The organism is Thiocapsa sp. (genome assembly GCF_035467215.1).
GTDB lineage: Bacteria > Pseudomonadota > Gammaproteobacteria > Chromatiales > Chromatiaceae > Thiocapsa.
Genome location: NZ_DATITZ010000166.1, coordinates 1 through 20,807, shown reverse-complemented (window position 1 = coordinate 20,807; position 20,807 = coordinate 1). Strand labels below are relative to the sequence as shown.

At 63.9% G+C, this 20,807-nt stretch carries 19 protein-coding genes; 15 read left to right on the top strand and 4 right to left on the bottom strand.

The window, feature by feature from the left end; genetic code table 11:
* Positions 1 to 1,276 (bottom strand): tetratricopeptide repeat protein (locus VLR48_RS09375; RefSeq protein WP_325291529.1); only part of this gene is annotated, 1,276 nt, incomplete at its 3' end.
* Positions 1,277 to 1,450: 174 nt separating this feature from the next.
* Between VLR48_RS09375 and hemA the strand changes: the two genes are divergently transcribed.
* The 4 genes from hemA (at position 1,451) to VLR48_RS09355 (ending at position 5,496) form a co-directional block, all read left to right on the top strand.
* Positions 1,451 to 2,725: a glutamyl-tRNA reductase gene (hemA, locus tag VLR48_RS09370; protein WP_325291528.1), complete on the top strand. Its 1,275-nt coding sequence runs from the start codon at positions 1,451 to 1,453 to the stop codon at positions 2,723 to 2,725.
* Entirely contained in the window at positions 2,722 to 3,801 is a 1,080-nt protein-coding gene (prfA, locus tag VLR48_RS09365; protein WP_325291527.1) for a peptide chain release factor 1, read from the top strand. Before hemA ends, prfA begins: the two co-directional genes overlap by 4 nt.
* Positions 3,794 to 4,705, top strand: coding sequence for a peptide chain release factor N(5)-glutamine methyltransferase (gene prmC / locus VLR48_RS09360; protein ID WP_325291526.1), 912 nt, complete (start codon positions 3,794 to 3,796; stop codon positions 4,703 to 4,705). Before prfA ends, prmC begins: the two co-directional genes overlap by 8 nt.
* Before the next feature lie 401 nt (positions 4,706 to 5,106).
* Positions 5,107 to 5,496 carry a hypothetical protein gene (locus VLR48_RS09355; RefSeq protein WP_325291525.1) on the top strand — a complete coding sequence of 130 codons (390 nt, stop codon included), beginning with the start codon at positions 5,107 to 5,109 and terminating at the stop codon, positions 5,494 to 5,496.
* An 82-nt stretch (positions 5,497 to 5,578) separates the two neighbouring features.
* Here VLR48_RS09355 and VLR48_RS09350 read toward each other — a convergent pair whose 3' ends face one another.
* The gene (locus VLR48_RS09350; protein ID WP_325291524.1) at positions 5,579 to 6,397 is read right to left on the bottom strand and encodes a lysophospholipid acyltransferase family protein; all 819 of its coding nucleotides are present in this window, start codon (positions 6,395 to 6,397) and stop codon (positions 5,579 to 5,581) included.
* 215 nt (positions 6,398 to 6,612) lie between these two features.
* Between VLR48_RS09350 and VLR48_RS09345 the strand changes: the two genes are divergently transcribed.
* From VLR48_RS09345 to VLR48_RS09335, 3 genes are all read left to right on the top strand, one after another.
* Positions 6,613 to 7,023 carry a hypothetical protein gene (locus VLR48_RS09345; protein ID WP_325291523.1) on the top strand — a complete coding sequence of 137 codons (411 nt, stop codon included), beginning with the start codon at positions 6,613 to 6,615 and terminating at the stop codon, positions 7,021 to 7,023.
* 7 nt (positions 7,024 to 7,030) lie between these two features.
* Positions 7,031 to 7,780, top strand: a complete 750-nt coding sequence (locus VLR48_RS09340; RefSeq protein ID WP_325291522.1) for a molybdopterin-synthase adenylyltransferase MoeB — start codon at positions 7,031 to 7,033, stop codon at positions 7,778 to 7,780.
* A gap of 192 nt (positions 7,781 to 7,972) precedes the next feature.
* Positions 7,973 to 8,512, top strand: a complete 540-nt coding sequence (locus VLR48_RS09335) for a hypothetical protein (protein WP_325291521.1) — start codon at positions 7,973 to 7,975, stop codon at positions 8,510 to 8,512.
* Between the two features lie 40 nt (positions 8,513 to 8,552).
* Here VLR48_RS09335 and ubiA read toward each other — a convergent pair whose 3' ends face one another.
* The gene (gene ubiA, locus VLR48_RS09330; RefSeq protein ID WP_325291520.1) at positions 8,553 to 9,464 is read right to left on the bottom strand and encodes a 4-hydroxybenzoate octaprenyltransferase; all 912 of its coding nucleotides are present in this window, start codon (positions 9,462 to 9,464) and stop codon (positions 8,553 to 8,555) included.
* A gap of 181 nt (positions 9,465 to 9,645) precedes the next feature.
* On the opposite strand from ubiA, the gene VLR48_RS09325 reads away from it, so the two are divergent.
* Positions 9,646 to 10,668, top strand: a complete 1,023-nt coding sequence (locus tag VLR48_RS09325; protein ID WP_325291519.1) for a formylglycine-generating enzyme family protein — start codon at positions 9,646 to 9,648, stop codon at positions 10,666 to 10,668.
* A gap of 283 nt (positions 10,669 to 10,951) precedes the next feature.
* On the opposite strand, the gene VLR48_RS09320 is transcribed toward VLR48_RS09325, so the two are convergent.
* A complete protein-coding gene (locus tag VLR48_RS09320) occupies positions 10,952 to 12,949 on the bottom strand; it encodes a cytochrome c3 family protein (protein ID WP_325291518.1) in 1,998 nt (665 codons plus the stop codon).
* Positions 12,950 to 13,482: 533 nt separating this feature from the next.
* Here VLR48_RS09320 and VLR48_RS09315 point away from each other — a divergent pair.
* The 7 genes from VLR48_RS09315 to VLR48_RS09285 all read left to right on the top strand — a co-directional run bounded on the left by VLR48_RS09315 (position 13,483) and on the right by VLR48_RS09285 (position 20,552).
* Positions 13,483 to 14,865, top strand: coding sequence for an efflux RND transporter periplasmic adaptor subunit (locus VLR48_RS09315; protein ID WP_325291517.1), 1,383 nt, complete (start codon positions 13,483 to 13,485; stop codon positions 14,863 to 14,865).
* Positions 14,866 to 14,867: 2 nt separating this feature from the next.
* Positions 14,868 to 18,059 (top strand): multidrug efflux RND transporter permease subunit, encoded by a 3,192-nt coding sequence (locus VLR48_RS09310; protein ID WP_325291516.1) that lies wholly within the window; start codon positions 14,868 to 14,870, stop codon positions 18,057 to 18,059.
* Between the two features lie 186 nt (positions 18,060 to 18,245).
* Positions 18,246 to 18,584, top strand: a complete 339-nt coding sequence (locus tag VLR48_RS09305; RefSeq protein ID WP_325291515.1) for a type II toxin-antitoxin system RelE/ParE family toxin — start codon at positions 18,246 to 18,248, stop codon at positions 18,582 to 18,584.
* Entirely contained in the window at positions 18,581 to 18,862 is a 282-nt protein-coding gene (locus tag VLR48_RS09300; RefSeq protein ID WP_325291514.1) for a helix-turn-helix domain-containing protein, read from the top strand. Before VLR48_RS09305 ends, VLR48_RS09300 begins: the two co-directional genes overlap by 4 nt.
* A 267-nt stretch (positions 18,863 to 19,129) precedes the next feature.
* The gene (locus tag VLR48_RS09295) at positions 19,130 to 19,411 is read left to right on the top strand and encodes a DUF1778 domain-containing protein (RefSeq protein ID WP_325291513.1); all 282 of its coding nucleotides are present in this window, start codon (positions 19,130 to 19,132) and stop codon (positions 19,409 to 19,411) included.
* The gene (locus VLR48_RS09290) at positions 19,408 to 19,926 is read left to right on the top strand and encodes a GNAT family N-acetyltransferase (RefSeq protein ID WP_325291512.1); all 519 of its coding nucleotides are present in this window, start codon (positions 19,408 to 19,410) and stop codon (positions 19,924 to 19,926) included. The genes VLR48_RS09295 and VLR48_RS09290 overlap by 4 nt, the downstream gene beginning before the upstream one ends.
* 482 nt (positions 19,927 to 20,408) lie before the next feature.
* A complete protein-coding gene (locus tag VLR48_RS09285) occupies positions 20,409 to 20,552 on the top strand; it encodes a hypothetical protein (RefSeq protein WP_325291511.1) in 144 nt (47 codons plus the stop codon).
* Positions 20,553 to 20,807: the final 255 nt, after the last annotated feature.

Sequence of the window (20,807 nt, the reverse complement as noted above, 5' to 3'; positions counted from 1 at the left end):
CGACCGACTCGAGGATCTCGGTCTCGACCAGGTAGAGAAGAACGGCGTTCTCGGGCCCTCGGTCACGCAACTGCTGAAGGATCTCGCGCGCACGCCGTACATCGCCGCCCTTCGCACTCAGCAATGCCGTGCGGATCTGCGCATCGACCGCATTCGCGCCCTTGACCTTGCTGTACCACGCAAGTGCGGCCTCGGGATTTTCGGCACGCTCCTCGACCTGCCCCAGGTAGAAAGCCGCGTCGTCTCGACGCTCGCCGGTCTCGTACAGACGCGTGAAATAGATACGCGCTCCCTCCGTATCCTCGAGCTGCAACGACAGGACGCCGACGGCGAACAGCACATCCGGCTCCTTCGGACGGTTGTCGAGGAGGCGCTGAAAGACGTCTCGCGCGCTGGAGAACTCTTCTTCCTCGACGAGGAGCTGTCCGTACAGCATCCGCAACACCTGATCGTCGGGACTGAGCGCGAGATACTCCTCGAGCAACGACCGCGCTTCGCCGCGCTTGTCCGAGGAGATCAACAGCTTCACCAGAAACAGTCTCGGCTTGTTCCATTCCGGACTCAGCTCCAGCGCCCGGCGTGCGGCAGAATCGGCGATCTCGAGCTGAGACGCACTGGCCGCCACCATCGCGAGCGACTGCTGCGCATGCGCGCTCTGCGGAAACTGGTCGGCCAACGCCTGCATCAGTCCGACACGGGCCGCAGGCGTCGGCGCCCGCGAAATAATGGCGGCGGCCTGTCCGAATGCCGCGTCCGGATCATCCGGCGAGAGCTGCACGAGGCGCATCAGGTGCAGGAGCGCCCCCTCGTGGTCGTTCGCCTTGATGCGGGAGAAGGCGCCCATCTGATGCGCGCCCCTCGAGGTGGGGTCGAGGTCCAGCCAACGCCGCAATCCCTCCTCGGTCGCCGCACCGTTGCCCGCAGTGATGGCTGAACGCACGGCCAGCTCGGTCAGGCGGGGATCCTTCGTGAGGTCGGCCGCCTCCAGATAGTAGGTGAAGGCGGTGTCCATATCGCCGCGACGTGCGGCGATCTCGGCAACCAGGACCGCGTAGATCTGATCGGCGTCCATACCCCCGGAGAGATCAGCCGCATCGGCCTCGGGGCGATCGGCCGGCGTGTCGGCGGATCGCTCGGGTTGCGGAGGGCCAGCAGGCGCCGGGGGCGATGCCGGGCTCGATACGGGATCCGGGATCTGCGCGAACGCGCCCGCGGACAGAAGCGCCAAGACGGCAAAGAACCCGCCGACAGTGGAAAGCAGAAACGAGCGTGGCATGTGTATGATCCGGCAAAAGCCAATCCAACAACGATTGTGATCGTGAGAGCCCAGTATAGCGAAGCAGTTCCTTCCTCCCACACCCGAAAAACCACAAGATCGACGTCGGTGGGTTTTCATCGCCCCCCGAAAGTCGGACAATCGCGAGGATCACCACCTGACATCCTCAGAACTATGAAGCTGCTTGTTCTCGGACTCAATCACAAGACGGCGCCGGTCGATGTCCGCGAGCGGCTCGCCTTCGGCCCCGACATCATCGTCGGCGCCTTGCGCGACCTCACCAATTGCGACGGTATCGCCGAGGGTGTCGTGCTCTCCACCTGCAACCGTACCGAGATCTATTGTGCGGTGCAGGATTGCTCCGAAGAGGCGGCCCGACACTGGCTGAGCCGCTTCCACGGGGTCGACCAAGAGCGGGTGGGGCCTTTCCTGTATGCCCACATCGGGCGCGATGCGGTCACCCACCTGCTGCGGGTGTGCAGCGGGCTCGACTCGATGGTCCTGGGCGAGCCGCAGATCCTAGGTCAGGTGAAGAACGCCTACCAGACCGCAACCGACTGCACCGCCACCGGGAAGCTGCTCGGACGACTCTTCCAGCATGCCTTCTCGGTCGCCAAGACCGTCCGCACCGAGACGGCGATCGGCAGCAGCCCGGTCTCGGTCGCCTTTGCCGCGGTGAACCTCGCACGCCAGATCTTCAGCGACCTCTCCCAACAGACCGCACTCTTGATCGGTGCCGGCGAGACCATCGAGCTGGCCGCCCGCCATCTGCACCGCGCCGGTATCGGACGCATCATCGTTGCGAACCGCACCGTCGAGCGCGCCCATGAGCTCGCCTCGCAATTCGACGGCTTCGCGATCGCCCTGACCGAGCTCGGCAACCACCTAGCCGAGGGCGACATCGTCATCGCCTCCACCGCCAGCCCCTTGCCCGTGCTCGGCAAAGGCACGGTCGAGCGCGCGTTGAAGAAACGCAAACATCGTCCGATGTTCATGGTCGACATCGCGGTGCCGCGCGACATCGAGCCCGAGGTCCGGGAGCTCAGCGACGTCTATCTCTACACCATCGACGATCTGCAGGGCGTCATCGACGAAGGGCTGCGCTCGCGTCAGGCGGCCGCCGCCCAGGCCGAGGACATCATCGCCTTCCACGCCGACGAGTTCATGGCGTGGCTGCGTTCGCTCGATGCCGCCGGGCTCATCCAGGATTATCGCCAACGCGCCGAAGAGCTTCGCGACGATGTCCTTGCGCGCGCCCAGCGCCAGCTCGACGCCGGCAAGCCGCCGGCCGAAGTCCTCAACTATCTCGCCCACACCCTGACCAACAAGCTGCTGCATGCGCCCAGCTCGCGCCTGCGCCAAGCCGCGCGTGAGGGCGAGGCGGAGATCCTGGTGGCGGCCAACGAGCTCTTCCAGCTCGACCCGAACCGCGCCATCTCCACTCAATGAACCCATCCATCCGAAGCAAGCTGGAGCGCATCTCGGAGCGCTTCGGCGAGGTCGTCGCGTTGCTGGCGGAATCCGAGACCCAGTCCGATCAGAACCGTTTCCGCGACTTAAGCCGCGAATATGCCCAGCTCGAGCCCCTTATCGAGGCCTACAATCGGTATCGCGCGGCGGAGCTCGACGTGGCCGCGGCCGAGGAGATGCTCGCCGACCCCGAGATGGCCGCACTCGCCCGCGAGGAGATGGCCGAGGCGAACGACCGGCGCGAGCAGCTCGAGCCCGAGGTCTATCGCCTCCTCGTCCCGCCGGATCCCGACGATCAGCGCAACGTCTTTCTCGAGGTCCGTGCCGGTACCGGCGGCGCCGAGGCGGCACTCTTTGCCGGAGATCTCCTGCGGATGTATCTGCGCTATGCCGAGCTGATGCGCTGGCAGGTCGAGCCGATTGCCGAGAGCCCCGGCGAGCTCGGCGGTTACAAAGAGGTGATCGTGCGCATCATCGGCAACGGCGTCTTCTCGCGCCTCAAGTTCGAGCCCGGCGCGCACCGGGTACAGCGCGTCCCCGAGACCGAGTCCCAAGGGCGCGTCCACACCTCGGCCTGTACCATCGCCGTCATGCCCGAGGCGGACGCCATCGATTCCATCGCGATCAATCCGGCCGAGCTGCGCATCGACACCTACCGCTCGTCGGGCGCAGGCGGTCAGCATGTCAACAAGACCGACTCGGCAATCCGCATCACCCACCTGCCCTCCGGGATCGTCGTCGAGTGCCAGGAAGAACGTTCCCAGCACAAGAACCGGGCCAAGGCCATGTCGCTGCTCCAGGCCAAGCTGCTGTCCGGCGCACGCGCGACTCAGGCGTCCGAGCAGGCCCAATCGCGCAAGCTCCAGGTCGGCAGCGGCGACCGCTCCGAGCGGATCCGAACCTACAACTTCCCCCAGAACCGACTGACCGACCACCGCATTAACCTGACCCTCTACAAGCTCGACGAGATCATGACGGGCCAGCTCGATCAGGTCATCGATCCGCTGCTGCAGGAGTATCAGGCCGAGGAGCTGACCGCGATGATGCATGGCTGAGACCGAACCGGACGGGGCTAGCTCGGAGTCCACAGCAGCACCCGGCGGAACGGCACGCGCGGCCGAGCTGCGCGTCGACACCGTGCTAAAGGACGCGACAGCGGCGCTCGCCGCGCTCCCCGAGAGCACGCCTCGATTGGAGGCCGAGCTGCTCCTGACCGAAGCGACAGGCTGGTCGCGGACCCGTCTCTTCGCCTGGCCCGACCACCCCGTCCCACCCGATGCCTACGCATGCTTCGCCGCTCTGCTCGCCCGCCGCCTAGCCGGCGAGCCCATCGCCTACATCAGAGGTCGAGAGGACTTCTGGAGCCTGGAGCTCCTCGTCACACCCGCCACCCTGATCCCGCGCCCCGAGACGGAGCTGCTGGTCGAGACGGCGCTTGAATCTCTCCGCGCCGACGCGCCCCTGAGGGTCGCCGACCTCGGCACCGGCAGCGGCGCCGTCGCCGCCGCCTTGGCCGCCGAGCGACCCGCGTGGCAAGTCGTCGCGACGGATCGCTCTGCCGCCGCGCTCCAGGTCGCTCGCAAGAACATCATCCGGCTCGGCCTGCGAAACGTGACCCTGCTCCGGGCAAACTGGTCGGACGCATTCGCGCCCGCCAGCCTGGATGCCCTGGCGAGCAACCCGCCCTACGTCGCCGCCAGCGATCCCCATCTGACCCGGGGCGATCTCCGATACGAGCCACGCGAGGCCCTGACCCCCGGCGGCGACGGTCTGGATGCCTATCGCACCATCGCGGCCGATGCACGCCGCTGCCTGCGCCCCGGCGGATGGCTCTTCCTCGAGCACGGTTACGACCAAGGCAGCGATATTCGCCGAATCCTCGCCGACGCCGGCCTGCAGGCGCCGAGCACCCGAACCGACCTCGCCGGCCACGATCGACTGACGCTTGCGCGCGTGTGACTTGGAGCCTCCTGCCTCCTGCCTCCTGCTTCCTGCTTCCTGCCTCCAGCTATCAGCTATTAGCCATCAGCTTCCGGACCTCCATACACGACTTACGGCGTGGGCCATCGGTGTTATGTGAGAGGCGGTCGATCGCTTGGCGGATGAGCCAATGTTCGACCTGCATCCGAAACCGTGGCTGGACTGCCCGATGCTGGTGCCATCCGACTCTCGAGGCTCACTGGCACCCGTTGCAGAGGACAGCCAACCATACCCTCTGGCTGACAGCTGATGGCGGGGGCGGGGGGCTGGAGGCTGGAGGCTGGAGGCACGTCGCTGCCGGCCCATTTCCCGACTACTTGACTCAGACTCCAACCGTCAGTATATTAGCATTAACTTAATTTATAGCAGAGCAAAGACTCATGAAATCAACTTCGATCCTCTTGATCGCGACTTTGGTCGGCTCGTCCGCCGCGATCGCCGACACCCACCCGCTCGCAATCAGCCTCGACGGCAGCTTCGAGAACGAACGCAGCTTCGCCACACAGGCCGGTCACGACTGGTACCAACAGCAGCGCCGGATCGCCGCAGAGCTTATGGCCGAGCACATGCTGGCACGGCTGCACCAGTCGTCCGACGAGGTCGTGCCGGATACCTGCGTCCGGGGTGATGCCTCGCCGAGCGGTCGATTCGCGAGCGCCGAGCTGGAGCAGATCGCCCACGCGTTGGCGGATCCGCGTGTGCTCGAGCTCTTGGAGACCAGCCCCTACTACGTTGCGGTCGTCGAGGGGCGCGAACCGATCACGAACTGACCGGATCGCGTCTTCGACAAAAAAGGCCGGGCCGCTTTTCAGCGGCCCGGCCTTTTTCGTGGATGCAACCTCCGCGCGTTCCTCAGAGGCGTTCGAGCGTCGCGCGAATCCACTCCTCGGCACGCTCGTTCACCGCTTTCGCGGTCTCGTCCGCGCAATCGATCGGCTCTCCGATAACGACCCGGATGGTGCCCGGGAAGCGCCACAGCGAACGGGCCGGCCAGCAGTCGCCGGCATTGTGGGCGATCGGGACGACCCGTCGTCCGGCACGACAGGCCAACATGGCGCCTCCGGCGTTGAATTGCCCCAGCTGCCCCGGCGGTTGACGCGTGCCTTCCGGATAGATCACCACGCTGACACCCTGCGCAAGCCGTTCCTGACCGACCCGCAAGAGCGTCTTCAATGCCTGACCCGGCTGACCTCGGTCGATCGCAATCGGTCGCAGCAGGAGGAGTGCCCAACCGAAGAAAGGCACCCAGAGGAGCTCGCGCTTGAGCACGGTCGCCTGAGGCGTGAAGAGCAATTGGAGATAGAAGGTCTCCCACTGACTTTGGTGATTGGCCAAGACCACCACCGGCTCGTTCGGCGGAATATTCTCGAACCCGCTGACCTCGATCTCGACACCGTTGAGCCGACGCAACAACCACATGGTCGCTTGCGTCCAGAGGTTGACGAAGCGATAACGTTGCTCGAAGGTCTGAAATGGGGCCACAGCAACACTGGCGAGACTGTGAACAATCCCCATCAGGTTGTAGAGCACGAAAAAGAGGATGCTTCGAAGCCTGACAGCGACGCCGATCGGGCGCCCGAAATGAACATCCCGGCCGGATGCTTCTGTACGCTCGGCACTCGGCACCTGCCGCGGTGCAAGATCGGCGTCGGGAAGATCTCTTTCGGTCATACGCTGTTCCGTGACTGGTTACGGATGGCCTCGGCACGGGACACGGGATCGAGCGCAGCCCCGGCCAAGCGGCCGCGGATGCCGAAAACAGCTCGACTCCGAACAACCTCGCGTCGAGCGCCGACCGGAGCAACATCCCGGCTCGATCGAGCAGCGATCGAGTCGGCAGGATTCCGCTTTGAGAATTCGAGTACCGCGATTAGCATAAGGATACCATGGACATCTCAGACGCCGACCGCATCAAGTCCCGCGAGATCCCCTTTCAGGAGATCCATCCGGATCCGCATCAGGCCGCGACCGCCGCACGGTTCCTGAAGGATGTGGACGGCATCCTCGACACCGACCCCGTCGCACCGATCCTTCTCCGGGTCACCTACGACGTCCTCGTGACCCGCCTTCAAGAGATCGAAGAGGCCCTGACCGAGCTGGGTCTCCACATCGACAACCGTTTGATTTACCGTGTCAGGCGTGCGCTCTACTACTACACGGAAGATACCTTCCGCGCCAATTGCGGCTGTCCGAACGGCGAGAGCAACTGCACCAAGAAGGTCTTCGCCAAGCGCTACGAGCTGATCGAGCACGGATGTCGGGACGATCGGCCGGAGCATTGGCGGCGGTATTTGTAGGCTCCGCGTGACCGACGCCGAGCTTCTGCGCTACAGCCGCCAGATCCTGCTGCCCGACTTCGGGATCAAGGGTCAGGAGCGGTTGCGGGCATCCAGCGTCCTGGTGGTCGGACTCGGCGGATTGGGCTCGCCGGTGGCCATGTATCTCGCCGCGGCCGGTGTGGGGCGGCTGGTGCTGGCTGATTTCGACGCGGTGGATCTGTCCAACCTCCAACGCCAGATCATCCACACGACCGCTCATATCGGCCGACCCAAGGCGGAGTCTGCACGCATCGCGCTCGCCGAGCTCAACCCGGACGTGGAGCTCGTCACCGTCAAGCGCAGTCTCGTCGAGGAGACGCTTCCGGACATCGTCGCCGACGTGGACCTGGTGCTCGACTGCTGCGACAACTTCCAGACGCGGTTTGCCGTGAACGCGGCCTGTGTGGCTGCCGGTATCCCGCTCGTCAGCGGCGCGGCGATCCGTCTCGAGGGCCAAGTCACGGCCTTCTCCGGCCAACCCGGCGGACCCTGCTACCAGTGTCTCTATCCGCGTGACGGCGGCATCGACGAGACCTGCTCGACCAACGGCGTCTTGGCCCCGGTGGTCGGCATCATCGGCAGTATTCAAGCGACCGAGGCAATCAAGATCCTGACCGGACTGGGAGAGCCGCTGTTCGGGCGCCTCTTGCTGCTGGATGCGGCGCTCATGCAGTGGCGTAGCCTGCGCTTGCCTTCCGATCCGCAGTGCCCGATCTGTTCAGTCAGGCGCGTCTGACAAGAGGCCGATGATTCGCCGTCCGTGGCATGAATCAGCACGCAAAGCGAAAACAGGGTGTCCGCCGCGATCCATTTGCAGCCGCTCAAGCGACTGAACACCGGCGACACATCTCTCTGCATCGGGGCGCATCATCACGGATCGGTGCACCCGGCCCTATCAAAACGAGCAATCGAACAGGTCACCCGTCTCATGCGCTTCGAAATCAGCCCGGATCAAATCAAAAAGGCCAACATTCCACACGAGTTGTTTCTGACCAACCTGATCGCCAACCACATCCTGCTTGCGGTCGCCATGGGCGGCTTGGCCGGAAGTTTTCCCTGGGTCATGGCCATCATCCCGGCCATTTCCTTCAGCATCCTCGCCTTCACGCTCTGGCGCGCAAAGCGCGGCATCGGGCGCGACTCCTGGTATGTGATGTGTCACTGGCAGGTCTGCGCGAAACGCAGCCGGATCTTCCTGGTGATGCTCGGTCTGCTCCTGAGCGCCGTCGTGCTCGGCTGGATCGGCTACACCTACGGCGGGATGATGAAGGAGGCGGTCTGGGCGCTGGTCATCGGCGTCGGGATCCTGCCCGTGATGGCTACGGTCCTCGTCTTGATCATCATCGAGTCCGATGCCCTTTATCACGCCAATCAGGCCAAGCTCCCGGATTGGGTGGTCGCACGCTTCCCGAACGCCGAGGCCCGGGTCATCGAAGACGAGCACCAGGCATCCTATCCCGCACAATGAGTCCCGAAGCAGGGATCCCGGCCCACCGGTCCGGCCGGGATCAAGCCGCAACGGCGAAGGCGTAGTCGAAGACCAAGCCCACGAAGATCGCCATCCCGAAGTAGTTGTTGTTCAGGAACGCCTTGAAGCAAGGCACCGGCGCCCGCTCCCGAATCAACACCTGTTGATAGAGCGCAAGCCCCGAGGCGACCGCCAAACCGCCGTAAAAGAAAAACCCGCGCTCGGCCAGCAGCCCGATCCAGACCAACAGACCCAGCATCGACACCTGCAGGAGCCCGATAACCAGACGGTCGTGCTCGCCGAAGAGGATCGCGGTCGACTTGATGCCGATCTTCAGATCGTCCTCGCGATCGACCATGGCGTACTGGGTGTCGTAAATCAGCGCCCAGATCAGGGTCGCGACGAACAAGAGCCACGCGTAGCCCGGGATGCTGCCGGTCACGGCCGTGAAGGCCATCGGAATCGCCCATCCGAAGGCCGCGCCGAGAAACAGCTGAGGCACATGGGTAAAGCGCTTCATGAATGGATAGATCAGGGTCAGCAGGGCCGCGACCACCGACAGGGCCACCGTCTGCCAGTTCATGAAGAGCACGAGTCCGAACGCAACGAGAGAGAGGATCACGAAGATCGCCACCGCCTCCTGCGGAGAGACCGTGCCGGTCGCCAACGGTCGTTCACGGGTGCGCGCGACATGCCCGTCGAAGTCACGATCCGCAAAATCGTTGATCGCGCATCCGGCCGAGCGCATCAACACGACCCCGAGCACGAAGACCGTGACCACTTGCCAGGGAGGCTGACCGTCCCCGGCCAGCCATAAGGCCCATAGCGCCGGCCACATCAGAAGAAAGATACCGATCGGCCGATGCAGGCGCACCAGCAACACATAGGCATGCAGACGCTCGCGCCAGGACGGCGGACGCCGGCTGCCGGTCTTGACCTCGGGAAAGCTCATGTCGCCAATCGTCATCCAGGCTGATGTGAAGATTCGAAAATCGGCACGGATTATCGCACAGGCACAGACGCAGGAAGACGCGCGGTTTAGAATCCGCAAGCCGTGATGCCGCGCAGTCCGGTCCGCCGGCGGTCCACCACAGCGTTCAATCCCCCCAACCCGAACACGAGGGATTCATCCCGTGCGCCATTCAACGATCATGCTCTTGGGCATCGCCGCGCTCTTGTCCGGCACGCCACTCGCCGCGGAGACGACCGGCGCGGTGCGCATCTTCACCATCCCCGGAGACGCGCGGTTGTTTGTCGACGGCGAGCGCAAAGGCACCTCGCCGAGCACGGTCCAAGAGACCTTCCTGATCCATCTCGCCCCGGGCGAGTACCGCATCGAGGCCCGCCGCGACGGCTTCGACCCGGCCGAGCAGGAGGTCTTCGTCGCCGCCGGAACGGAGCAAACCCTGCAGCTCAGCCTCGCCCCGGAGATCGCCATGGTCTCCATCCCCGCCGGCTGCTTCCTGATGGGCAGTCCGCCCGAGGAGCCCGAGCGCGACCCCGACGAGGGTCCGCAACGCGAGGTCTGTGTTCCCGCCTTCGAGATCGGCGAACGCGAGGTCACCTTCGCCGACTGGGATGCCTGCGTGCTCGACCAGGGCTGCACCAAGAACCCGTCCGACGAGGGTTGGGGCCGCGGCGATCGCCCGGTGATCAACGTCTCCTGGGACGACGTCCAGGAGTATCTACGCTGGTTGAATCGCCTCACCGGCAAGGGCTACCGACTGCCCACGGAGGCGGAATGGGAGTACGCCGCACGCGCCGGCACCACGACGCCCTTCAGCACCGGTGCCTGTATCACGACCGATCAGGCGAACTACGACGGCACCTTCGAGTATGCCGGATGCGGCCAACCGACCGACGTCAATCTCGGCCGGACGGCGCCGACCGGCAGCTATCCGCCGAACCCTTGGGGTCTACTCGACATGCACGGCAACGTCAACGAGCTTACCCAGGACTGCTGGAACGGCGGCTTCGACGGCGCGCCCACCGACGGCAGCGCCTGGCTGGAAGGGGATTGCGCGAAACGGGTCATGCGCAGCGGCTCGTGGTACGGCTATGCCGGCTATATGCGCTCGGCCTACCGCTGCCGCGTCGGCCCCGGATTCAACCATCGCAGCATCGGGTTCCGCATCGCGCGCTCGCCGGGGTCCTGACGGTGATCCGGGATCCGGTATCGGCAGTGTGCGGCCCTCGCGCCCGACAACGACGTCGTCTAGACTTGTGCTATAAACAGCACAGGTCAAATCCCATGAGCGTCGTAAACTTTTCGGAAGCTCGACGTTTTGGTGCATCCACGGTCCTTAGCGGGGACGCGGTTCAGAAGTGTATATTTTTTAATATCTTAAACCGCGCCGGCTCCGACACGTGTCGGCGCCGGCGCGGTCAAGCCAATCCAACAAACGACGCATATCGCGCTGGGCGCGGTTTAAGGCCCGCTCAGTGCCCGCTTAAAACGTCGAAATACCCCTTCAGCACCAGTACCGCCAAGATCAAGCCGATGATGATCATCCAGCCGGTGACCTTGCGCCCGGCCTGACGTGCTCGCTCGGTCGGCGGCTTGATCAGATACTTCTCGAGCTCACCGCTCGCCTCAAGCCGCTCGTACTCGAGCGCGTGCTCGTGCTTGAACTCATCCAGAGGCACGGCGCCGGTCGCCATGACGATGTCCATCGGCCACTTCTCGGGGCGGAAATGGACGTTGAAATAATGCACGGTGAAGAGGAAGACCGCGGCCAGGATCGCCTCCTCGGCATGCACGATGGTCGCGATGTTGAACACCCAGCCGGGCAGGAAGGACGCCGTCACGGTGGGAAACCAGAGCATCAGACCGCTCAGGCCGATGATCATCATGCCCCAGAAGGGCGCCCAATAATCGAACTTCTCCCAGTAGGACCAGCGGTCGAACTTCGGCCGCGGCGCCAACCCGAAGAACCACTTGAACATGGCCCCGATGTCGCGGATGTCCTGCCAATTGGGCACCATCGAGGTCGGACCGAACCACCGGAAGCCCTTGCCGGCGCGCACGATGTTGACGATCACGACGATGAGATGTCCGAAAAAGACGGTCGCGAAGGTCACGGCGGCGACACGGTGGATGACCGCGGCAACCTTGGGCCCGCCGAGCAGATTCATGACGTATTGCGCCCAGGCCTGCTCGGCGAAGAGCACGGCCGTGCCGGTCAGGACCAGGGTCATGACGGCGATAGCCAGGACACCGTGCGCCAACCGCCAGCCGCCGCTGAAGCGTCTGAAATAGACCTGCGGCGGATTGTCGGGGTCGACGCGATATCCCTTGCCTTCCTTGCGCTCGCGCCATTCGCGATAGATCCACAGGAGCATGTGCGTCCAAAAGAAGAGGAACACCCCGATGATCAGGACCTCCATGAAGCGGGCGGCGATCCACATCTCCGGGTACTTCTCGAAATCATTGGCGTCGCCGTGGGCGTGAAAGCCGAGGAATCCCTCGGGCGCACCCTCATGGCATTGGCGGCAGGTCTCCAGCCGATTGTTCGGATGCACCTTGGATGCCGGGTCGTCGACGTCCATGATCCCGTGGCTGCCATGACAGTCGTAGCACTTGGCCGTGTGGGTGTAACCCAGACGCACCACCTGGCCGTGATAGGACTTCTCGTAGGTCTCGACCTGTTTCTGATGACAGCTCCCGCAGTTCTCGGTGATGGTGAGCTTGACCTTGGTCTGATCGGGCGAGTCGATGTTGTGCGGGGTGTGACAGTCCGAGCAGATGGCGGAGCCGGCGTTCTGGTGCTCGATGACCGCGGTTCCGTGGACGGACTTCGCGTAGGTCTCCTTCTGCTCCTCGTGACAGCGACCGCAGACCTCGTGGATCCGGCTGCGATGCTCGGCACGCGCCGCGCTGCCGACGGTGCCGATGGTGTGGCCGTCGTGACAGTCGTAGCAGGTGGCGTTGGTCTTGGACTGATCCAGTAGATTGGGCCGCGCGTGCACCGAGGCCATATAGCCGTCGATCTGGGACAGCACCACGTCGAGCCGCCGGTACTCGGGATCGGAGCTGCCGTATTGAAGCTCGGCCGTTTTCAGATGACAGGCCACGCAGCCGATGCTCTTGGGCAGCGGGATCTCGTGGATCGCCTTCTTGACCGTGTTGTGGCAGCCCACACAGGGTTGCTTGCCGTGGACGCTGTGCTCGAAGCGATCGCGGTCCACATAGATGTTGATCACGGTGCCGTCTTCGCGCTCGGAGGTCTTCTCGTCCTCGTCGTTGTGACACTTGAGGCAGCGCGCGTTCGGAATCGAGGGTAGATCCAGCGCCTCAGCGAGGGTCGGCGGCTTCTCGGCCGGAGGCGTTTCGGTACCGGAATCGCTCGCGGCATGAGCGAGCCCGAAGGCAATCAGCAGTCCCGACGCGATCAACGCCGGAAGCCAAGGGTGACGGAAGCGCAATGCTGGGGACATCGATGTCCTCGCCGAAACAGGTTGAGATCAAGCGACCGCGACACGAAAGAGGCGGCGGCGCTCCTGCTGCGGGGCGCGATGCTGCATTGGCCCGGTCGATCCCACACGGAGCAGGCATCGACAGGCGGGTTTATACCATCGGCCAAGGCGCTCCGACAGGGGCGGATGCCATCGGACTTCTCGCGTCCGATCGGCAACCGTCATCGACCCGGTAGAAAGCTGTCGACCCTATCGCACTCCCGGCATGATTCGGCATCGACCAGTCCCCCGCCCGCGGCACTGCGCTGTACAATCCGCGCCATCGCGACTTGCACCATGCGGCCGTTCGAGGCCGCCCCCGGGAGCACCATGGCCGACAGCATCCCCGTCACCTTGCCGACGCACCGAGACATTCGGACCGGCATCGCTCGGAGCTCGGACAGGACCGCCCTGCCCCGTCGCCGGCTTGACCCCCTGCCCGATTCCCCGCCGCCCCCGCATCCCGGATGAGGATGTCGGCGCAAATCCCCGTACCCCAAGGAGAGGCATCGCCCATGACGACGACGCATTCAAGAACACCCGGCCGGCTCGCCGGCTCGTGGCTCGGCTCGGCGCTGCCGACGCTGAGCGCCGCGTTGCTGACCCTGACGGTCGGCTCGACGGCACTCGCAGCGGATCAGCCGGCCGCGGGTTCGGACAAGACGCCGCCCCCGCCCGCCGTCGTGGTTGCCGCCGTGGAAACCCAACTGGTGGACCACCACGGCCGCTTCATCGGGACCATCCAGGCGATCCAGCAGGTCAATGTCCAAGCGCGGGTCGAAGGGTTCTTGGATGAGGTCGCGTTCGACCAGGGTTCTCTGATCAAGACCGGACAGCTTCTCTACCAAATCGAGCAGGCCCCGTTCCAGGCCCAGGTCGACGCGGCCAACGCCGAGCTGGCTTCGGCCGTCGCCGAGGTCGCCAAGTCTGAAGCGGACCTGCTGGATGCGCAGGCCCAATTCGAGCGCTTCTCGGCACTGGTGAAGAAGGGCGACACCTCCCAGTCCGAGTTCGACCGGTCGCGGGCTCAACGCGACATGGCCCAGGCGAACGTCGACAAGGCCAAAGCCGCCGTGCTTCAGGCCCAAGCCGACATCAAGACCGCCCAGATCAACCTCGGCTACACGACCATCGCAAGCCCGATCGACGGGCGTATCGGCGCGACCGCCTATACCGTCGGCAACCTCGTCGGGCCGAACAGCAAAATCCTCTCCGCCGTGGTGCAGCTCGATCCGATCCGCGCGGTCTTCTCGATCCCGAGTGCCGACTTCGTGCGCGTCACGGAGGCGGCCGGCACCCCGGGCGAGAACTTCCAAAACTATGTGCCCGAGCTGATCCTGCCGACCGGTGCGACCTATGCCCAAAAAGGCAAGATCGCCTTCGTCGACAACCAGGTCAACGCCACCACCGGCTCGATCGCCATCTATGCGGACTTCCCGAACCCGGAAGGCGTGCTGCTGCCGGGCCAGTTCATCACGGCGCTCATCCACACCGCCGAGCAGAAGCGCCAACCCGTGATCCCGGCCGGGGCGGTCATCCAAACCAAGGACGGCAAACAGGTCTATGTCGTGGGTCCGGACAACCGGGTGGCCTTGCGGACCGTCAAGACGGGCAGCCAGATAGGGACAGGCTTCGTCGTCGATGCCGGATTGAAGGAGGGCGAGATCATCGTCGTCTCGGGCATCCAGAAGATCAAGGCCGGCATGGTGGTCGCACCGACCCAATCCGGCGCGACCGAAGATGCCGCGGGCGCCAAGGCTGACGGTACAAGCGACGCCCCATCCGAGAAGACATCCCCGGCGCCCGCGAGCGAGACCGACAAGGTCAAGCCTGAGGCAACCGAGAAAGACGCCGCGGATCAGACCACACCCCAAGCTGCGCCGAAGTCGGGGAGCTGACCATGATCTCCAAGGTCTTCGTCGATCGGCCACGCCTCGCGGCAGTGGTCTCGACCATTATCGTAGTGGCTGGGCTCCTGTCGATCTCCAACATCCCGGTCTCTCAGTATCCGAACATCGTCCCGCCGGTGGTGCAGGTCACGGCCAGCTACCCGGGTGCGGACGCCCAGACCATCGCCGACACCGTCGGCAGCCCGATCGAGCAGCAGGTCAACGGTGTGGAGGGCATGATCTACATGTCATCGACCGCCTCCTCCGCGGGCACCTACAACCTCACGGTGACCTTCGAGGTCGGCACCGACCCGAACATCGCCCAGGTCAACACCCAGAACCGGGTCTCTCAAGCACTCGCGCAGCTGCCCCAAGAGGTCCAGGCGCTGGGCATCACGGTCCAGGCCGAGTCCACCAACCTGCTGCTCTTCATCAACGTCTATTCACCGGACGGCAGCAAGGACCCGATCTTTCTGTCCAACTTCACGACCATCAACATCCAGAACGAGGTCGCGCGCATCCCGGGTGTCGGCGAGGCCAGTCTCTTCGGCCCGCTCAATTATTCTATGCGCATCTGGCTTGAGCCCGAGCTGATGTCCGCGCTCGGGATCGCCCCGAGCGACGTCATCGACGCCATCCAGGCTCAGAACCTTCAGGCCGCGCTCGGACAGATCGGCGGCCCGCCCATCGCCGACGATCAGGTGCTCCAATACGCCATCGTGACCGAAGGCCAGTTGGTCCAGCCGAGCGAGTTCGAGCAGATCGTGGTGCGTACGGGAGAGGACGGGGCCATCGTGCGCGTGAAGGACGTCGCCCGCGTCGAGCTTGGCGCCGAATCCTACGGCCAGCTCTCGTACCTGAACGGCAAGCCGGCAGCGGCCATCGGCATCTATCAATCGCCGCAGGCCAATGCACTGGATGTCGCCGAGGCGGTACGCGCCGAGCTCGAGACACTCAAGACCCGTTTCCCCGCCGGGGTCGAGGCCGAGGTGATCTATGACTCGACCCTCTTCGTGAAGGCGTCGATCCAGGAGATCGTCTTCACCTTGGGCATCACCTCGGTGATCGTGCTCCTGGTCGTCTTCATCTTTCTGCAGGACCTGCGCGCGACCATCGTCCCGGCCCTGACCATCCCGGTGTCCCTGATCGGCGTCTTCGTCGTCCTGCTCGCGGCGGGGTTCTCGGCCAACACCATCAGTCTCTTCGCGGTGGTTCTGGCGATCGGCCTGGTCGTCGACGACGCCATCGTGGTGGTGGAGAACGTCCAACGCATCATGCTCGAAGAGGGGCTGGACCGACGGGCCGCCAGCCTCAAGGCGATGGAGCAGGTCACCGGACCCATCATCTCCACCACGCTGGTGCTCTTTGCGATCTTCGCGCCGGTCGCCTTCCTGCCCGGCATCTCGGGAGAGATGTTCCGCCAGTTCGCGCTGACCATCTCCGCGGCGGTGGCCATCTCCGCGCTCAACGCGTTGACGCTCTCCCCGGTCCTCTGCTCGCTCTTCCTGCGCAAGCCCAAGGAGGCCAAACGCGGGCCCTTCGCCTGGTTCAACGCGGGCTTCGACAAGACCCGCAATGGCTATGTCGGCATCGTCCGCATCTTCGCCCGGCGCTCCGCGATCGCGGGCCTGCTGATCGTCGTGATCGGGATCGCCGCGGTGCTGCTGCTCGGGCGCTTGCCCACCGGCTTCATCCCCAACGAAGACCAAGGCGTGCTCTTCGTCGATGTCAGTCTGCCCAGCGGCTCCGCCTTGCCGCGCACCACGGATGTGCTCGCGCAGGTCCAGGAGATCGCCTCGCGCACACCCGGTGTCGCCAACGTCATGACGGTCTCGGGCTTCAGCATGCTGACCAGCGCACCTTCGTCCAACAGCGGTATGGGCGTCATCGTCCTCGACCCCTGGGACGAGCGCACCACCCCGGAGCTGCGGATCAAAGGTCTTCTCGAAAACCTCCAGGGGCAGATGAGCGCCATCCCCGAGGCCACGGTGTTCCTCTTCCCGCCGCCGCCCATCCCCGGCCTCGGCCAGGCCAGCGGCTTCACCATGCAGCTCGAGGCGCTCGGCGGTCAGTCGCCGACAGAGCTGACCCAGACGCTTCAGGGTTTGATCGCCACGGCCCAGCAGGATCCGCGCATCGGCCGGGCCTATTCGTCCTTCAGCGCCGACGTCCCGCAACTCTACCTGGAGCTCGACCGGACCAAGGCGCAGTACCTGGATGTACCCGTCGCCGACGTCTTCAATACACTGCAGGCCACCTTCGGCAGCACCTACATCAACAACTTCACCTATCTGGGCCGGACCTATCAGGTCAACGTCCAGGCCGACCAAAACGCCCGCATGACGGTGGACGATCTGGCGGGTGCCTATGTCCGCTCGGCCAGCGGCGCCATGGTCCCCGTCGGCACCCTGGCAACCATCCGCGAGGAGCTGGGGACGGACCTCGTCTTCCGCTACAACGAGTTCCTCACCGCGATGATCAGCGGCAGCCCTGCCCCCGGACACTCGGCGGGCGACGCCATGGCCGCCATGCAGGAGGCCGCGAAAAAGGCCCTGCCCGACGGCTACGGCTTTGAATGGACCGCCCTCTCCCTACAAGAGGCCCAGCAGAGCGCAGGGGGCGAGATCGCCGTCTTCGGCTTGGCGGTCCTGTTCGGGTACCTGTTCCTGGTCGCGCTGTACGAGAGCTGGTCCATCCCCTTCGCCGTCTTGACCTCGGTGACCGTCGCCATCCTGGGTGCCGCTGTCACCCTTTGGCTCGCCGGACTCGACAACGACCTCTACACCCAGATCGGCTTGGTCCTCTTGATCGGTCTCGCCGGCAAGAACGCCATCCTGATCGTGGAGTTCGCCAAGGAGCAGCGCGAAGGCGGCAAGAGCCTGCTGGATGCGGCCCTCGTCGCCGCGCACATGCGCTTCCGCGCCGTGCTCATGACCGCGCTCGCCTTCATCATCGGTCTCATGCCGCTGGTGCTCGCGACCGGCGCCGGCGCCAACGCCCGCATCCACCTGGGCTCCACCGTCCTCGGCGGCATGCTCTTCGCCGTGATCTTCGGCATCCTGCTGATCCCGGCGCTCTACGTCATGTTCCAGTGGCTCGGCGAAAAAGGGGGAGCCTGGCTACAGTCAAAACCGGAGGACGCGGACGAAGACGCCGGGGTAAAGCCGACGCCCGAAGCCAAGGCCACCGAAGCAGGCGGATAGGCCGTCGCCCCGTCGCCGGCGGATCCAGCGTCGGCGACGGACTCAAGGCGGGAGCGCAGGCATTGGGGTTAAGTCTTGAAATGATGCAATGCATGATTTCAAGACCCCCTCTCTTCCGAACCCCTTTTTGCTGCTCTCCGGTTTCCTGCCTTGGCAGTTTATCTAAAATTTTGTATAGTTTGTCAAATGTCAGCGCCCAAACCGATTGAATTCCGCGGCAGCGCCCTGGATGACCTGCGCGCCTTCACCGTCGGCGCGCGCCGGGAAGCGGGGTATCAGCTCGACCAACTCCAGCAGGGTCGTCTCCCCGATGACCGGAAGCCGATGGCCACGGTCGGATCCGGCGTTCAAGAGAATCGGATTCGGGACGCCAGCGGGGCCTTTCGCCTCCTCTACGTCGCGAAATTCCCGGAGGCCGTTTACGTCCTGCACTGCTTCCAGAAGAAAACGCAGAAAACCAATCAGGCGGACCTACAGGTAGCCGAACAACGCTATCGGGATCTCATTCAGGAGCGAACCCCATGAGCCACGACCGTTTCACCAGTGTCTGGGATGCCCTGGAGGACACGCCCCAGGAGGCCGAGAACCTGCGGTTGCGCTCCGCCTTGATGATGGCCTTGAAAGACCATCTGACCCAGGCGGGCCTCACGCAAGCGCAAGCCGCGAAGCAACTGGGGGTCACCCAACCGCGCGTGTCCGACCTCCTGCGCGGCAAGATCCAACTGTTTAGCCTGGATACGCTGGTCAACATGGCCGCCTCGGCGGGCCTGCACATTGAGCTGCATCTGCGTCACGCGGCCTAATCGGGATCGAGCGCGCCGTGGCGATCCAAACCGCGCTCATCACCTCCTGAAGGCTACACGTGCAACCTCCTCCCGGCATCCTTCAAAAAGACCCATCGGGGTTTTGAGTAGGCCGGCCACTCCCCGATGTCCCCTTCGCATTGCGTGATTTCAAGACTTGACCCCCTGCTCCGCCCCGTTTACACGGGTTGCGCCCTACGCGGGCTAGATTCGAGCGATGGAACTTTGCGGCAATCTGCCGTACATTAGGGCAAGGAGGAATATCTTATGCCATCAGCTACTTCAACCGCCCGCCTTGAGGCCCGAATCAGCACCGAGCTGCACGCGATGCTCAAGCGTGCCGCGGAGATCCAGGGTCGCACCATGACCGACTTCGTGGTTTCGGCCGTCCAAGAGGCCGCGCAGCGCGCTATCGAGCAGGCCGAAGTCATCCGGCTATCGCAGGCCGATTCGCAACGCTTTGCAGAGGCCCTGTTGTCACCGCCACCGCCCTCCCCTTCCCTGGAGCGTGCTTTCGAGCGTCGCCGTAGGTTGGTGGCCGCCGAGTGAGCGGCGCGGCGTTTCGCATCGTACCGCTCGAAGCCGCACATGACCGCACAACCTTCGAAAGCGCCTCGGCGATGCTGGATCGCTATTTTCGCCACCAGATCACCCAAGATATACGTCGCAGGGTGACCGCCTCCTTCGTGGCCCTCACCCAAGAGGGGCGCATTGCGGGGTATTACACCCTGGCATCCGCGAGCATCTTGCTGGCCAACCTCCCGGCCGCGTCATCCAAGAAGCTGCCGCGCTATCCTTCGGTACCGGCCGTGCGCATGGGGCGCTTGGCAGTCGATCGGAGCTTCCAGGGGCAGGGCCTCGGCGGCGCGCTGCTGGCCGACGCGCTCGAACGTGTCGTCCGCTCCGAGATCGCCGCCTGCAGTCTGGTGGTGGACGCAAAGGACGAATCGGCAGCAGCCTTCTACCGTCACCACAGCTTCATCGCCTTGCCCGACTCGCCGCTGACGCTTTTCGTGCCCTTGGCGACGATACCACCGTCGTTACGCGGTCTCGGGGCGAACTAGCTGCCGCTTACGTATTCGTGGTACGTCCCCTATTCCCACTAATTAGGCGTCGATGGATTGGCTTGAAATTATTTCCTTTAGCTTTTTCATTGCGAATCTGGTGCGTGATTCGGGGTTTAGTTTAAAATGTTGTGACGTCGCCCATTCGATTAACTCCACCATATCGACATTGATCTTTATGACCTTATAGCCTCTATTTTCCATGTACAAGCGTTTTGTTTCTGTAATTGCAGCCATCTCGTCATATGAAATTGAAAAATTTTCTTTGTCGACAGATTGTTCTCTGAGAATTTCATATTGATCTCTTCGATAATACGGAATAGAACAAATCTTTGTTTCCAAATGCTCCACCTTATGGTCGATTCTTGGCGGACGACAGTCCGTAGAGAGAAAGGGCACCAAGACCAAATCATCAGAGTGAATGCGGGGCTAGGTCTCAAATGTACCACATGGCCCGGTCCGCTCACGGACCGAAGCCATAAGTGCGCAATGGGAAACATGACCCTGCCCCCCGCAACCTCCTGCGCGGCAAGATCCACCTGTTTAGCCTAAATACGCTGGTCCGGGTCAACATGGCCGCCTCGGCGGCCATGCACATCGAACTGCATCTGCGTCACGCGGCCTAATCGGCACCCAGCGCGCCGCGGCGATCCAGACCGCGCTCATCACCTCCTGAAGGCTAGACGTGCAAAATCCTCCCGGCATCCTTCAAAGAGACGCATCGGGGTTTTGAGTAGGCTGGCCACTCCCCGATACCCACTTCGCATTGCGTGATTTCAAGACTTGACCCCATGTTCCCTTTCGCGGAAGACTTTCGGAGTTTATTAAACCGTCTCCGTTTTAGCGTAACTGTTCAGGACAGCTTGCCAAACAATCCCCTG